Origin of the sequence: Serratia sp. CY76391, assembly GCF_052166695.1 — a bacterium.
Taxonomy (GTDB): domain Bacteria; phylum Pseudomonadota; class Gammaproteobacteria; order Enterobacterales; family Enterobacteriaceae; genus Serratia; species Serratia nematodiphila.
Window position 1 is genome coordinate 218,853 of record NZ_JBJNOJ010000006.1, and the last position, 14,613, is coordinate 233,465.

Annotated in this window: 17 protein-coding genes; 14 read left to right on the top strand and 3 right to left on the bottom strand. The window is 60.8% G+C overall.

Annotation, left to right across the window (positions count from 1 at the left end):
• Positions 1 to 35 precede the first annotated feature (35 nt).
• From ACJ8PN_RS11870 to ACJ8PN_RS11900, 7 genes are all read left to right on the top strand, one after another.
• A complete protein-coding gene (locus ACJ8PN_RS11870; RefSeq protein ID WP_442534965.1) occupies positions 36 to 734 on the top strand; it encodes a CoA transferase subunit A in 699 nt (232 codons plus the stop codon).
• Positions 735 to 745: 11 nt separating this feature from the next.
• Positions 746 to 1,399 carry a CoA transferase subunit B gene (locus ACJ8PN_RS11875; protein WP_015376496.1) on the top strand — a complete coding sequence of 218 codons (654 nt, stop codon included), beginning with the start codon at positions 746 to 748 and terminating at the stop codon, positions 1,397 to 1,399.
• Between the two features lie 14 nt (positions 1,400 to 1,413).
• Entirely contained in the window at positions 1,414 to 2,598 is a 1,185-nt protein-coding gene (locus ACJ8PN_RS11880) for an acetyl-CoA C-acetyltransferase (protein ID WP_442534966.1), read from the top strand.
• A gap of 18 nt (positions 2,599 to 2,616) precedes the next feature.
• The gene (locus tag ACJ8PN_RS11885) at positions 2,617 to 3,540 is read left to right on the top strand and encodes a 3-hydroxyacyl-CoA dehydrogenase family protein (RefSeq protein WP_197753521.1); all 924 of its coding nucleotides are present in this window, start codon (positions 2,617 to 2,619) and stop codon (positions 3,538 to 3,540) included.
• Between the two features lie 45 nt (positions 3,541 to 3,585).
• Positions 3,586 to 4,977 (top strand): GntP family permease, encoded by a 1,392-nt coding sequence (locus tag ACJ8PN_RS11890; RefSeq protein ID WP_085058506.1) that lies wholly within the window; start codon positions 3,586 to 3,588, stop codon positions 4,975 to 4,977.
• A gap of 12 nt (positions 4,978 to 4,989) precedes the next feature.
• Positions 4,990 to 5,760: a 3-hydroxybutyrate dehydrogenase gene (locus ACJ8PN_RS11895; protein ID WP_442534967.1), complete on the top strand. Its 771-nt coding sequence runs from the start codon at positions 4,990 to 4,992 to the stop codon at positions 5,758 to 5,760.
• A gap of 369 nt (positions 5,761 to 6,129) precedes the next feature.
• Positions 6,130 to 7,266, top strand: coding sequence for a porin (locus ACJ8PN_RS11900; RefSeq protein WP_033638822.1), 1,137 nt, complete (start codon positions 6,130 to 6,132; stop codon positions 7,264 to 7,266).
• A gap of 38 nt (positions 7,267 to 7,304) precedes the next feature.
• Here the strand turns inward: ACJ8PN_RS11900 and ACJ8PN_RS11905 are convergent, their stop codons facing one another.
• Positions 7,305 to 8,126 carry an AraC family transcriptional regulator gene (locus ACJ8PN_RS11905; RefSeq protein ID WP_171453258.1) on the bottom strand — a complete coding sequence of 274 codons (822 nt, stop codon included), beginning with the start codon at positions 8,124 to 8,126 and terminating at the stop codon, positions 7,305 to 7,307.
• A gap of 120 nt (positions 8,127 to 8,246) precedes the next feature.
• On the opposite strand from ACJ8PN_RS11905, the gene ACJ8PN_RS11910 reads away from it, so the two are divergent.
• From ACJ8PN_RS11910 to ACJ8PN_RS11920, 3 genes are all read left to right on the top strand, one after another.
• On the top strand, positions 8,247 to 8,624 hold the full coding sequence (locus tag ACJ8PN_RS11910; RefSeq protein WP_171453259.1) for a hypothetical protein: 378 nt from the start codon (positions 8,247 to 8,249) through the stop codon (positions 8,622 to 8,624).
• A gap of 10 nt (positions 8,625 to 8,634) precedes the next feature.
• Positions 8,635 to 9,510: a helix-turn-helix domain-containing protein gene (locus tag ACJ8PN_RS11915; protein ID WP_033631697.1), complete on the top strand. Its 876-nt coding sequence runs from the start codon at positions 8,635 to 8,637 to the stop codon at positions 9,508 to 9,510.
• 230 nt (positions 9,511 to 9,740) lie between these two features.
• Entirely contained in the window at positions 9,741 to 10,661 is a 921-nt protein-coding gene (locus ACJ8PN_RS11920) for a L,D-transpeptidase family protein (RefSeq protein ID WP_033638819.1), read from the top strand.
• A gap of 88 nt (positions 10,662 to 10,749) precedes the next feature.
• Here the strand turns inward: ACJ8PN_RS11920 and ACJ8PN_RS11925 are convergent, their stop codons facing one another.
• Entirely contained in the window at positions 10,750 to 11,166 is a 417-nt protein-coding gene (locus ACJ8PN_RS11925; RefSeq protein WP_004933256.1) for a MarR family winged helix-turn-helix transcriptional regulator, read from the bottom strand.
• Between the two features lie 181 nt (positions 11,167 to 11,347).
• Here ACJ8PN_RS11925 and ACJ8PN_RS11930 point away from each other — a divergent pair, with 181 nt between their 5' ends.
• From ACJ8PN_RS11930 to idi, 4 genes are read left to right on the top strand one after another with little or no spacing between them, the layout of a single operon-like run.
• Positions 11,348 to 11,947 (top strand): non-oxidative hydroxyarylic acid decarboxylases subunit B, encoded by a 600-nt coding sequence (locus ACJ8PN_RS11930; RefSeq protein WP_171453260.1) that lies wholly within the window; start codon positions 11,348 to 11,350, stop codon positions 11,945 to 11,947.
• Between the two features lie 2 nt (positions 11,948 to 11,949).
• Positions 11,950 to 13,377, top strand: coding sequence for a non-oxidative hydroxyarylic acid decarboxylases subunit C (locus ACJ8PN_RS11935; protein ID WP_121976689.1), 1,428 nt, complete (start codon positions 11,950 to 11,952; stop codon positions 13,375 to 13,377).
• 9 nt (positions 13,378 to 13,386) lie between these two features.
• On the top strand, positions 13,387 to 13,614 hold the full coding sequence (locus ACJ8PN_RS11940) for a non-oxidative hydroxyarylic acid decarboxylases subunit D (protein ID WP_004933250.1): 228 nt from the start codon (positions 13,387 to 13,389) through the stop codon (positions 13,612 to 13,614).
• Positions 13,615 to 13,656: 42 nt separating this feature from the next.
• Positions 13,657 to 14,256 (top strand): isopentenyl-diphosphate Delta-isomerase, encoded by a 600-nt coding sequence (gene idi / locus ACJ8PN_RS11945; protein WP_004933248.1) that lies wholly within the window; start codon positions 13,657 to 13,659, stop codon positions 14,254 to 14,256.
• Between the two features lie 37 nt (positions 14,257 to 14,293).
• On the opposite strand, the gene ACJ8PN_RS11950 is transcribed toward idi, so the two are convergent.
• Positions 14,294 to 14,596, bottom strand: coding sequence for a DUF5862 family protein (locus ACJ8PN_RS11950; RefSeq protein WP_171453261.1), 303 nt, complete (start codon positions 14,594 to 14,596; stop codon positions 14,294 to 14,296).
• Between the last annotated feature and the right edge of the window lie 17 nt (positions 14,597 to 14,613).

Below are 14,613 nucleotides of genomic sequence, written 5' to 3' on the forward strand. Positions count from 1 at the left end.
TTTCGCCCTGCGCCGCAACATGCAGAGGCAACGATATGGCAGGGCTCGACAAACGCGTCGGCAGCTACCAGGAAGCGCTGGCAGGCCTGACGGACAACATGACGGTGCTGGCGGGCGGCTTCGGCCTGTGCGGCATCCCGGAAAACCTGATCGAAGAGATCCGCCGGCGCGGCGTGCGCGGGTTGACGGTGATCTCCAACAACTGCGGCGTCGACGGGTTCGGCCTCGGGCGGCTGCTGGAGACCCATCAGATCCGCAAGGTGGTGGGATCGTACGTCGGCGAAAACGCGCTGTTCGAGCAGCAGGCGCTCAGCGGCGAGCTGGAGGTGGATCTCACGCCGCAGGGCACGCTGGCGGAGAAGATCCGCGCCGGCGGCGCCGGCATCCCGGCGTTCTTCACCGCCACCGGTTACGGCACGCCGATCGCCGAAGGTAAAGAGGTGCGCGAGTTCAACGGCCGCCCCTACATCATGGAAACCGCCATCACCGGCGATTTCGCCATCGTGAAAGGCTGGAAGGCCGATCACTTCGGCAACGTCATCTACCGTCACACCGCGCAGAACTTCAATCCGCTGATGGCGACCGCCGGGCGTATCACGGTGGTGGAAGTGGAAGAGATCGTGGCGCCGGGCGAGCTGGATCCGGCGGCGATCCACACCCCCGGCATCTACGTCGATCGGCTGATCCAGGGCATCTTCGAAAAGCGTATCGAACAACGCACCCTGCGGGCATAAGGAGAATTCGCATGCTTACCCGTGAACAAATGGCGCAGCGCGTGGCGCAAGAGCTGAGAGACGGTTACTACGTCAACCTGGGCATCGGCATCCCGACGCTGGTGGCCAACTATGTGCCGGCGGGCATGGACGTGATGCTGCAGTCGGAAAACGGCCTGCTGGGGATGGGCGAGTTCCCGACCGAGCAGCAGCTGGACGCCGACATGATCAACGCCGGCAAGCAGACGGTCACCGCGCGCCTCGGCGCGTCTATTTTCGATTCGGCGCAGTCGTTCGCCATGATCCGCGGCGGCCATGTCGATCTGACCGTGCTGGGGGCGTTTGAAGTGGACGTCGAGGGCAACATCGCCTCGTGGATGATCCCCGGCAAGATGGTCAAGGGCATGGGCGGCGCGATGGATCTGGTGGCGGGGGCGGAGAACATCATCGTGGTGATGACCCACGCCGCGAAGGGCGGCGAGTCCAAGCTGCTGCCGCGCTGCACGCTGCCGCTGACCGGCGCCCGCTGCATCCGCAAGGTATTGACCGATCTGGCCTACCTGGAAATTGAAGACGGCGCCTTCGTGCTGCGCGAACGCGCGCCGGGCGTCAGCGTGGCGGAGATTGTCGCCAAAACCGCCGGCCGGCTGATCGTGCCGGAGCAAGTGCCGGAAATGCGTTTCTGAAACGGGAGGTGAATGTGCAACAACGTGAAGTGGTGATCGTGGCGGCGACGCGCACGCCGGTAGGCAGTTTTCACGGCGCGCTGGCGCCGCTGACGGCGGTGGAACTGGGCACGGCGGCGGTACAAGGGCTGCTGGCGCAAAGCGGCGTGCCGCCGCAGCAGATCGATGAAGTGATCCTCGGCCAGGTGCTGACCGCCGGCTGCGGGCAGAATCCGGCGCGCCAGACCGCGCTCAATGCCGGGCTGCCCGTTACGACGCCGGCGCTGACCATCAACAAGGTGTGCGGCTCCGGTTTGAAGGCGGTGCATCTGGCGGTGCAGGCGATCCGCAGCGGTGATGCCGAGGCGGTGATCGCCGGCGGCCAGGAGAGCATGAGCCAGTCGCCTTACCTGATGGCCGGCGCGCGCGCCGGTCTGCGCCTCGGTCACGCGCAGATGGTGGACAGCGTGATCCACGATGGCCTGTGGGACGCGTTCAACGACTACCACATGGGCATCACCGCCGAGAACCTGGCGGAGAAATACGCCATCAGCCGCGCCGAGCAGGACAGCTTTGCGCTGCGCTCGCAGCAGAAGGCGCTGGCGGCGCAGCAGGCCGGGCGTTTCGCGCAGGAGATCACGCCGGTGACGGTGCCGCAGCCGAAGGGCGAGGCGCTGCGGGTCGAGCGCGACCAACAGCCGCGCGACACCAGCCTGGAGGCCCTGGCGCGGCTGCGGCCGGCGTTTCGCAAAGAGGGCACGGTGACCGCCGGCAACGCCTCGTCGCTCAACGACGGCGCCGCCGTGGTGCTGCTGATGAGCGCGGAAAAAGCCGCCGCGCTGCGTTTGCCGGTGCTGGCGCGCATCGCCGGTTACGCCTCGTCGGGCGTCGAACCGGCGATCATGGGCATCGGCCCGGCGCCGGCCGCGCGCCGCTGCCTGGAAAAAGCCGGTTGGCGGCTGGAGGAGGTCGATCTGATCGAAGCCAACGAAGCCTTCGCCGCGCAGGCGCTGGCGGTGGGTAAAGAACTGGGCTGGGAGGCGGAGCGGGTCAACGTCAACGGCGGGGCAATCGCGCTGGGGCATCCGATCGGCGCGTCCGGCTGTCGCATTTTGGTGTCGCTGCTGTTCGAAATGCAGCGCCGCGGGGTGAACAAGGGGCTGGCGATGTTGTGCATCGGCGGCGGGCAGGGCGTGGCGCTGGCGGTAGAGCGCCCGTAAACAACCGAGGAAGGCACGATGCAGTCATCTGACTATGCGGTACTGGGCGCCGGGCTGATGGGGGTGGGCATCGCCACCCACTTTATTCGCCACGGCCATGAGGTGCTGCTGTATGACCCGGATCCGCAGCGCCTGGCGGAAGCGCCGGCGGTGGCGAGCGGCATTCTGGCCGAGCTGAGCGACGTCGGACAGTTTGATAACGATGAGCGCGACGCGGCGCTGGTGCGGCTGCGCGTGACCGGCGATCTGAACGAGGTGGCGCGCGCCCGGCTGCTTATTGAGGCGATCCCGGAACGGCTCGAGCTGAAGCATGCGCTGTATGAGCAGTTGGAAGGGCTGATCGCCGACGACGCGGTGATCGCCAGCAACACCAGCGGCCTGCCGCCGGACGAGCTGGCGGCGCGCATGACCCATCCGCAGCGCCTGTTGATCGCCCATTTCTGGCACCCGCCGCACCTGATCCCGCTGGTGGAGATCGTGCCTGGCAGCGCCACCGAACCGCGTCATCTGGCGGCGGTGCAGGCGCTGCTCGGCGAGATGGATCTTGAGGCGGTGCTGCTGGAGCGCGCCGCGCCGGGGTTTGTCGGCAACCGGCTGCAGTTTGCGGTGCTGCGCGAGGCGCTGCACATCGTCCACAGCGGCATCGCCAGCGCCGAGGTGGTGGATCAGGTGATGCGCGCCTCGTTGGGGCGGCGCTACGCCATGGTCGGCCCGCTCGAAGCCGCCGACATGACCGGGCTGGCGACGGTGGCGGACATTGCCCGCCACCTGTTCCCGGAACTGGCGACCGGCGACGAGATGATGGCGCTGGTGGAACAGCGGCTGCAGCGCGGCGATAGCGGCCAACGCAGCGGCCGGGGATTTTATCTGTGGGATGAAGCACGCAGGGAACGCATTCAACGGCGCCGGGCGCATCAGCTGCGCTTTGCACTGAAACCGTAATTTCGCACTCCGTACCTGACAATAACAACGATAGCGAGGTGTCCGATGAGCGTTTTGATTGCCCTGGCAGCACTGGGATTACTGATGCTGGCCGCCTACCGCGGCTACAGCGTGATTTTGTTCGCCCCGATCGCCGCGCTGGGCGCGGTGCTGTTGACCGACCCCGGCGCGGTGGCGCCGACCTTCACCGGGCTGTTTATGGAGAAGATGGTCGGCTTCGTGAAGCTTTATTTCCCGGTGTTCCTGCTGGGGGCGGTATTCGGCAAGCTGATCGAACTGTCCGGTTTTTCCCGTTCGATCGTCGCGGCGGCGATCCGCATTCTCGGCCGGCGCCACGCCATTCCGGTGATCGTGCTGGTGTGTGCGCTGCTGACCTACGGCGGGGTGTCGCTGTTCGTGGTGGCGTTCGCGGTCTATCCGTTCGCCGCCGAGCTGTTCCGCCAGAGCGGCATCCCCAAGCGGCTGATCCCGGCCACCGTGGCACTCGGCGCCTTCTCCTTCACCATGGACGCCTTGCCCGGCACGCCGCAGATCCAAAACATCATCCCGACCAGCTTCTTCGGCACCAATGCCTGGGCCGCGCCCTGGCTGGGGCTGATCGGCTCGCTGTTCATCATCGCGGTCGGTCTGCTGTATCTTGAACGCCAGCGGCGCAAGGCGCAGCTGAAAGGCGAAGGGTACGGCACCGAGCTGCTGAACGAACCGGAAACCCCGGACGATATCAACCTGCCGAATCCGCTGATCGCCATCCTGCCGTTGATTCTGGTCGGGGTATTCAACCTTGCCTTCACCCATTGGATCCCGCAGTGGTACGGCGCCAGCCACGATCTGACGCTGCCGGGGCTGGCCAAGCCCATCACCACCGACGTGGCGAAGATCACCGCCATCTGGGCGGTGGAAGCGGCGTTGGTGTCGGGAATTTTGCTGGTGGTGGTGTTCGGCTTTGGCAATATTCGCGGCCGGCTGGCGGAAGGCAGCAAGACGGCGGTCGGCGGCGCAATTCTGGCGGCGATGAATACCGCCTCCGAATACGGCTTCGGCGCGGTGATCGCCGCGCTGCCGGGCTTTTTGGTGCTATCGCAGGCGCTGTCGGCGATCCCCAATCCGCTGCTGAACGAAGCGATCAGCGTCACCCTGCTGGCCGGCATCACCGGCTCGGCCTCCGGCGGCATGAGCATCGCGCTGGCGGCGATGGCCGATAACTTCGTGGCCGCCGCCCACGCCGCGCATATCCCGCTGGAAGTGCTGCACCGGGTGGCCTCGATGGCCAGCGGCGGCATGGACACCTTGCCGCACAACGGCGCGGTGATCACCCTGCTGGCGATCACCGGCCTCAGCCACCGGCAGGCCTATGGCGGCATCTTCGCCATCACCCTGATCAAGAGCGCCGCGGTGCTGTTCGTGATCGGCGTGTTCTACCTGACCGGCATTGTTTAAAGGAGCGATACCATGAGTGTACAAGGCAAAACCGCGCTGGTGACCGGCTCGACCAGCGGCATCGGCCTCGGAATAGCGTCCGTGCTGGCCGCCGCCGGTGCGCGCGTGATCCTCAACGGCTTCGGCGAGGTGGAACAGGCGCAAGCGCAGGTCGCCCGGCTGGGTGCCGCGCCGGGGTATCACGGCGCCGATCTCGGCGATGCGGCCCAGATAGCGGACATGATGCACTATGCAGAGTGCGAGTTCGGCGGCGTGGACATTCTGGTGAACAACGCCGGCATTCAGCACGTGGCGCCGCTGGATCAGTTCCCGGTGGAGAAATGGAACGCCATCCTCGCCATCAACCTGTCGGCGGTGTTCCACACCTGCCGGTTGGCGCTGCCGGGCATGCGCGAGCGCCACTGGGGGCGCATCATCAACGTGGCGTCGGTGCACGGGCTGGTGGCGTCGAAAGACAAGTCGGCCTATGTGGCGGCCAAGCACGGCGTGGTGGGGCTGACCAAGACGCTGGCGCTGGAAACCGCCCGCACGCCCGTCACCTGCAACGCCATCTGCCCCGGCTGGGTGCTGACGCCGCTGGTGCAGCAGCAGATCGACAAGCGCATCGCCGCCGGTACCGATCCGCAGCGGGCGCGCGATGAGCTGTTGGCGGAGAAGCAGCCTTCGCAAGAGTTCGTCACGCCGGAGCAACTCGGTGAGCTGGCGCTGTTCCTGTGCAGCGATGCGGCGGCGCAGGTGCGTGGCGCCGCCTGGAACATGGACGGCGGCTGGCTGGCGCAGTAGTGAGATCTTCCCCGGAGCGCGCAACGCGCTCCGTCGTTATTTCCCGCCTTTAATTAATTCCCTCGCGTGACGGTTTACCTGCGGCAATAATATTTATTTGTTATTTGCTATCTTTATTCCCAGATAATCACGAAGGGTTATTTTGGGTGAAACGTGCGGATTGGTTTATTTCGTGCTGCGGTTATTACATTGTTTTGCTCCGTGTTACAGGTGAACACGTTTTTGCTGAAATTAAATCCAACCTGAAATAATGGCAGGTTATGGCGTGAATTTTTATATCTTGCGTGCGCTGTTCACATCGGTTAATTATTTCTGTGTGGCTTAAGACCACCGCGTTTATAACAATAATTTTTTCGGGCAGGGGTAATAATGAGAAAAAATACAACGCCAATATTCATTGGCGGCGTCTTGCTATCGGCGTTATCCGCCGGCGCACAGGCCGAGATCACCATTCTGGATAAAAACCCGCAGAGCAATGTGTTGCTGGCGCCGCTGAGTTTAAAGGTGGGCGGCAGCATTCGCCCCGAGTGGATCTTCAATAACGGCCCGGAGCCGGGCTATGACAAAAACGGCCACGACGGCGGCACGCGTTTTCGCTTCAGCGGCGATTATGCGCTGACGCAGGACACTTCGATCATCGGCTATTACGAGTGGGGCGTCGATTTGGCGCACGCGCTCAGCTGGGACGGGCACTATAATGAAGACGGCAAACGCGACTATCAGCGCCAGCTGTACGCCGGTTTTAAAGACGATCGTTACGGCACCCTGACCTATGGCCATCAATACGGCATCTATTATTCGGTGGTCGGCATTAAAAGCGACGTCTGGGATAACGATGGCCATGCGGGCGGCACCGGCATCGGTATTTCCGGCGACTATGACGGCGGCAATAAACCGAAAAACAGCATCAAATACACCAATGATTTCGGGCCGGTCACGCTGTACGCCAACTATTTATTGCCGGAAGACGATCTGCACACCGCGGATAACCTGATTTACCGCCGCAAGGGCGGGGGCGGCCTGGGCTTCGATTACAAGGTGACGAAAGACTTCACCTTCAGCGCCGCCTACAGTTATACCGATGCGAAGATCAAAGACAATCTGTACCACGAACAGGATTATCACCAGCAGTTGTCCGGCACCGCGTTAACCTGGCAGCCGAACAACTGGTACATCGTCGGCACCGCCAGCTATTACAAAGACTATGTGCCGAGCACCCGCCAGCGCACGCTGTCGCACTTCTTCGCCGGCGACGGCTACGGGCTGGAAGGCTTCGTCGGTTACACCTTCAATATCGACAAGCCGTTCCTCAAATCCGTCCAGCCTTATGTGGCGGCGGACTCGCTGCGGCTGAAGGGAGACGAGGCGTATCACGCCAACCACGTCTATCTTGGCGCGGGCACCACCATCGGTTACGGTCTGTCGGTGTATGTGGAGCGCACGCTGGCCAACAGCAGCGACAACGAGCCGGACTCCACCTGGATTACGGTGTTCTACGACTTCTGATTTTCACCTGCTCCAAGCCGGCGCTTGCGCCGGCTTTTTCACATGGTAATTGCGCCGCCCAGGGTCTCGCCAGAGGCGTTGCGCTCCGCCAGGTAGCGCGCCGGCGGTTTGCCCACCGCCTTTCTGAACATGGTGACGAAGCCGCTGGCGCTCTCGTAGCCCAGATCCAGCGCCACCGTCTGTACGCTCTCGCCCTGCGTCAAGCGCTGCAGCGCCAGCATCACGTGCAGCTGGCGCCGCCAGTGGCCGAAGCTCATGCCCATCTGCTGTTGCAGCGTGCGGCTGAGGGAGCGCTCGCTCATGCCGATGCGCTGCGCCCACTGCCCGAGGGTGGATTTATCCGCCGGGCTGCTCAGCATGCCTTCGGTCAGCTGCCGGATGCGCGCGTCGTCGGACACCGGCAGATGCAGATTCTCGATCGGCGCGGCCGCCAACTGATCCAGCAATACCGCCGTCAGACGCCCTTCGGCGCCCTGTTCGTCGTAAAGCGGCTCGAAGGTGCTGGCCTGCAGCAGCAGCTCGCGCAGCAGCGGCGAGACCGACAGCGTGCAGCAGCTTTGCGGCAGGCCGGCGGCGGCATGTTGATCGACGAACAGGCAGTAGGCCTCGGTGGAGCCGGCGCCCTGGGCGTTGTGCAACACGTTGCCCGGCATCCACAGCGCGCACTGCGGCGGCACCAGCCACAGCCCGTTTTCCACTTCGCAGCGGATCATGCCGCGCACGGTGTAGATCAGTTGCGCCTTCCGGTGGCGGTGCGGCTCGACTTCCCAATCCTGCTCGAGGGTCGAACCTTGCAGGGCAAACAGCGGGCGCGGCACTTGATCGATATCCAGACAGCGGCGGGGGATCTGTACTTTCATGAGAATAGTTCTCAATTTGGCGGAATTGAAAAGTATTATGTCCTGATTGCGCAATGTGGTCTAGCGCCGGTGCCGATAAAGTAAGCGCCAGTCCTAAACCCTTTCGCGAGGAAACTGATTATGTCATTGGATACCGCCGATTTTCCGCTGGTGTGGATGCGCCGAAACGGGCGCGATACCCAGGCCGAGCTGGCAGAATTCAGCGCGCTGCTGGCGCGCGCCGAACCTTTTGTTCTGATCACCGACCGCAGCGTCGGCGATGAAGAACAAGAACATGACCGCGATGCTCGCACCCAGGTGGCGCTGTGGAAACGTGATAACCGCGAGGCGCTGAAGCGGTGGGTGAAAGGCATGATCATGCTGGAGCCGGACGACGCCAAACGCGCGGCGGCGGAAGAATTCGCCGAATACGGCGCCAAATTCTGGGGCTATCCGGTGCTGGTGGCCGCCGATGAAGCCGCAGGGCGGGTATTGGCGCAGACGTTATTGATCAAATAAGGGGGACACCATGCACCAGCAACAGGTGATTGAACAGCTGCTGGCCTGGATCGAGCAGAGCCTGGATCAGCCGCTGACGCTGGACGACATCGCCGCCAAGTCCGGCTACTCCAAATGGCATTTGCAGCGGATGTTCAAGCAGCATACCGGCCATATTCTCGGCACCTACGCGCGCCGCAGAAGGCTGACCGCCGCCGCGCGTGAACTGCGCCTGACCGGCACCAGCGTGGCCTGCATCGCCGATACTTACCAGTTCGATTCGCAGCAGACCTTCACCCGTTGCTTCCGCAAGCAGTTCGGTCTGCCGCCGGCCAGCTATCGTCGCAGCCAGGATTGGTCGAGCTATGGCCTGCAGCCGCCGCTGCGCCTGACCGAAGCGCCATTGCCGCAGGCCGATATCGTGACGCTGCCCGCCATGCAGTTGGTGGGCCATACCCAGCGCCGTAGTTTTACGCTGGGGCAATTGGCGGCCTCCAAGTGTGAGCTGCGCCGCCACGCCTGGCGGCAGTTGCTGCAGCCGCAGGCGCTGCCGGAGGTGGTATACGGCCTCACCAGCCTGGAAGTTGACCGGCGCCGCCGGGGCAGCCCGCGCATGGCCTACACCGCCGCTCTGCCGGACGAAGGGGCGCCGGGAGAGCGGGTGACTATCGAGCAGGGCGAGTATGCCCGTTTCACCTACCAGGGACAGGCGGAAGGGTTACAAAACTTTATTGTCCGGCTGTATGACACCGCCATGCCGCAGATGAACGCCATTCGCCGGCCAGGGCAGGATATCGAGCGTTTCTACCCGGCGCAGGAGGGCAGTTGCCCGCTCGGCGGCGCGGCGATCCGCTGTGAATATCTGATTCCGATACGGCGGGAGGAAGCGTTGGCCGCCGCCAGCTAGGCGGCGGTTCTCGCAAAAAATCGCCTTCGTGGCGCGTCAGGTTACAAAAAATTGCGATATTACATCGGTAATGGTTCACACTTTGATTGATGTGCACATATAATGCGCATCCGGTCCAATCCCCCCTGTTTTTCAGGCCGCAGCGCTTGGCTGCCGGCTGAAACTCATCGGGGTGAAGAGGCCGTAGAAACCGATATCCCTAATCGCCAGTGGCCTTGACCAACACGAAGATGAAAATGAGCATTCGCGCGTTATTAACCCTGTTTACGGCACTGGTTGCATTCAGCCAGGCTGCCTTCGCCGTCGTTTACCCGCTGCCGCCAAAAGACAGTCGTTTGGTGGGCGAGAATATCCAAATCACCGTACCGGAAGACAGCAAACTGCCGCTGGAGAGCTTCGCCGCCCAGTATCAGATGGGGCTGAGCAACATGCTGGAGGCCAACCCGGGCGTGGATCCGTTCCTGCCGAAGGCCGGCAGCACCCTGACTATCCCGCAGCAGCTGATCCTGCCGGACGCGCCGCGTGAAGGCATCATCATCAACAGCGCCGAAATGCGTCTGTACTATTACCCGAAAGGCTCCAACACCGTGGTAGTGCTGCCGATCGGCATCGGCCAGCTGGGTAAAGACACCCCGCTGAACTGGACCACCACCGTGCAGCGCAAGAAAGACGGCCCAACCTGGACGCCGACCGCCAAAATGCGCGCCGAATACGCGGCTGACGGCGAGATCCTGCCTGCGGTGTTCCCGGCCGGCCCGGACAACCCGATGGGGCTGTATGCGCTGTATGTCGGCCGCCTGTACGCTATCCACGGCACCAACGCCAACTTCGGCATCGGCCTGCGCGTGAGCCACGGCTGCGTGCGTCTGCGCGCCGACGACATCAAGTATCTGTTCGAAAACGTGCCGGTCGGCACCCGCGTGCAGTTCATCAACGAACCGATGAAAGCCTCCGTCGAACCGGACGGCTCGCGCTACGTGGAAGTGCACAACCCGCTGTCGGCCAACGAAGAGCAGCTGCAATCCAAGGATCCGGTGCCGTTGACCATTTCTGCGCCGGTCGGCAAAGTGCTGATGGACGCCGGCGTCAACCAGAGCGAAGTGGACGCGGCGATCAAGGCCCGTTCCGGCATGCCGGTGAAAGTGAACTGATTGCCCAGAGCTTCAGTGAACGCGATAAAAAAGACGCCTGCAGGCGTCTTTTTTTATGCTTTCAGCTTCCGCTGTTGGCGCAGTGAATTTATTGCTTCCCTATCATCGTCTTTAAAACGAAAAGCGCCGACTCATGTTGGTCTTTATTGACTCGTTCGAGATACATATTATCAATCGCGTCGGCGATGGGGCGGCTGGCTTCGAACAGCGCTTGCCCAGCAGGTGTCAGGTAAATAAATCGGCGGCGCTTATCATGCTCGCCGGCTTCCCGTTTTAATAAACCTTTTCCTTCCATGCGGCCTAGCAATTCGGCCAGCGCGGCTTTACTGCTGATCGCCGCTTCCATTAATTCGATTTGTTCAATGCCCGGCGTTTCTGAAACGGTGGCCAGAATGGAATATTGTTGTTTGCTGAGTTCAGGAAGCGATTTTTGCCATTGAGCACTATGATCCTGAAGCAGTTCGCGAATGAGGTGGAAAAAAGTATTGGCCAGCGTTCTGTTCATACATTATTCCCTGAAAGGAAAAAAGCTAACAATAATATCAATATAACAAAATAAGCCGATAAGGGATACCTGCCCGGAAAGTTGTTCGTTTACGAACGGTTACATATTGCCCACTTGTTTTATCGCTATCTCGGGACTAGATTTGACAAATCGTTCGTATGCGAACTTTGTGAGGTGTTGCATGAGATTAGTGATCGCGATGACGGGCGCGACCGGGGCGCCGCTGGGTACGGCGCTGCTTCAGGCGCTAAAAGACATGGAGGGCATAGAGACGCATTTGATCTTGAGTAAGTGGGCCAAAACGACCATTGAACTCGAAACAAATTTCACCGTGCATGACGTGATGGCGATGGCCGACGTGACGCACGGTTCTGCCGATCAGGCCGCCACGATCTCTTCAGGTTCTTTTCATACGGACGGCATGATCATTATTCCCTGCAGTATGAAAACGTTGGCGGGTATTCGAGCCGGTTATGCAGAAGGGCTTATTGGCAGAGCGGCGGATGTGATTATCAAAGAAGGGCGGAAGTTGGTGTTGGTTCCCAGAGAAACGCCGTTGAGCACTATTCACTTGGAAAATATGCTCGCGCTCTCGAAATTGGGGGTGTCATTGGTTCCCCCCATGCCCGCTTATTATAACCACCCCACTCATATTGATGACGTTACCGATCATATTGTCGCACGCGTGCTGGATCAATTTGGTCTTGATCATCGCCGGGCAAAGCGCTGGGCAGGACTAAAAGAAAATAGCAAAAGAACCACTGACACCGAGGAAGGTTAAATATGGCTTATGACGATCTGCGAAGTTATTTAGCGGCGCTGGATGAGGCCGGACAATTACTCGATATTACCGAGGAGGTTCAGGCGGAACCGGATATCGCCGCGGCAGCCAACGCCACAGGCAGAATTGGTGAGGGCGCCCCCGCCATTGCATTCAGGAACATTAAAGGCTTTGAACACGCGCATGTGGTCATGAACACCATCGGGTCATGGCAGAATCACGCCATAGCCCTGGGGCTCCCGCCGGCCACGCCGGTGAAGCAGCAAATCGATGAGTATATTCGCCGCTGGGATCATTTTCCCGTCTCTGTGGAACGTCGCGATAATCCGCCCTGGGCCGAGAACGAGGTCAACGGTGAGGAGATTAATCTGTTTGAGATCCTGCCGCTGTTTCGCTTAAACGATGGCGACGGTGGATTCTACCTGGATAAGGCCTGCGTGGTTTCCCGCGATCCTGAAGATCCGACCCACTTCGGCAAGCAAAACGTCGGCATTTATCGCATGGAGGTGAAGGGCAAGCGTAAGCTGGGCCTGCAGCCCGTGCCGATGCACGACATCGCGCTGCATCTGCATAAAGCGGAAGAGCGCGGCGAGGATCTGCCTATCGCCATTACGCTGGGCAATGACCCGATCATTACGCTGATGGGGGCGACGCCGCTCAAATACGATCAGTCGGAGTATGAAATGGCCGGCGCCCTGCGTGAAAGCCCGTACCCGATAGCGACAGCCCCCTTGACCGGCTTTGATGTGCCCTGGGGTTCCGAAGTCATCATTGAAGGGGTGATTGAAGGCCGCAAGCGCGAGATTGAAGGCCCGTTCGGCGAATTTACGGGGCACTATTCCGGCGGCCGTAACATGACGGTGGTGCGCATCGATAAGGTTTCTTACCGCTCGCGGCCGATTTTCGAATCCCTGTATCTGGGCATGCCCTGGACAGAAATCGACTACCTGATGGGGCCGGCCACCTGTGTGCCGCTGTATCAGCAGTTGAAAGCCGAGTTTCCGGAAGTGCAGGCGGTTAATGCGATGTATACCCACGGGTTGCTCGTCATCATTTCCACTAAAAAGCGTTACGGCGGTTTCGCGCGCGCGGTGGGGATGCGGGCGATGACCACGCCGCATGGGCTGGGCTATGTGAAAATGGTGATCATGGTCGATGAGGATGTCGATCCCTTCAACCTGCCGCAGGTTATGTGGGCGCTGTCCGCCAAGGTCAATCCGGCCGGCGATTTGGTGCAATTGCCGAATATGTCGGTGCTGGAGTTGGATCCCGGCTCCAGCCCGGCGGGGATCACGGACAAACTCATCATTGACGCGACCACGCCGGTGGCTCCGGATACGCGCGGCCACTACAGCCAGCCGGTCAAGGATTTACCCGAAACTGCCCTGTGGGTGGATAAATTAACCGCCATGCTGGCTAACCGTCATTAAGGAGTTCCTATGATTTGTCCTCGTTGTGCCGATAAACAGATAGACGTCATGGCGCATTCACCGGTCAAGGGCGTGTGGACGGTATACCAGTGTCAACACTGCCTTTATACCTGGCGTAATACCGAGCCTGCTCGCAGAACGGAACGGGAGCATTATCCGCCCGAGTTTCGCATGACTCAGCAGGATATCGATAATGCGCCGGAAGTGCCGACCATTCCTCCTCTTCTGAGGAAATGAAACCGCAGGCGGGGAAAGGCCCGCCTTTTCATGGAAATAACAATGATGAAAAATGAAGACGTCGTTCTGCTTGACGCCGCCTGGCAGCCCTGCGGGACGACGCCCAAAGATCAGGTTCACACGCGGCATACGCCGCTGCATCTGGCTTTTTCATGCTACCTGTTTACTGTCGAGGGTGCAGTGTTGGTCACCCGGCGCGCGTTGAGCAAAACCGCCTGGCCGGGGGTCTGGACCAATTCTTTTTGTGGGCATCCCCTGCCGCAAGAGGCGCTGGCGCAGGCCGTTATACGTCGCGCTCAGGTTGAATTGGGCACGGAAGTCGAGCAGATAACGCTGCTGAGCGACGCCTTCAGTTATCAGGCGACCGACGTGTCCGGCATCATGGAGAATGAGGTTTGCCCGGTATTTGCCGCGTATTGTAAAGGCGCTCTCTGCGCTAATCCGGATGAAGTGGCGGATTATGCGTGGGTCGATCTCAATAACTTAATGGCGGCGGTAAAATTAACGCCATTCGCTTTCAGCCCGTGGATGGTTTCTCAATTGAATACCGGTGCGATAACATCAGGTTTGAAAAAATACAGGGATGCCATAACCATAAAGAGCGCAGCGCGCGACATTAGGGACGGTGCTGTAATAAAATAAATAGCCACCGCAAGGGTGACTATTTATTCATTCATGTTTACAGGTTGCCGCCGACCGAGGTCGAGGTGGAGCCGATAGTCTCGCGGAAATGTTTCGCGTAGTCGGCCACTTCCTGCTGCGTATGCGTCAGGCCATAAAGACCCAGCCCCACACCGCCTGCAACGCCGCCGATGAGGGTGCCGACCAATTGGCCGACCGCACCGGCAATAAAGCCGCCTGCGCCTGCGGATTTACCTGCAATCAGCGCGCCGGTCATGGCGCCGTCCAACAGCCCATCCCAGGCCGCGTTCAGATCGCCACCGCTAACGTACTGTTCTTCATATTGACTAAGTACTTTCATATACAATCCTTATAAAT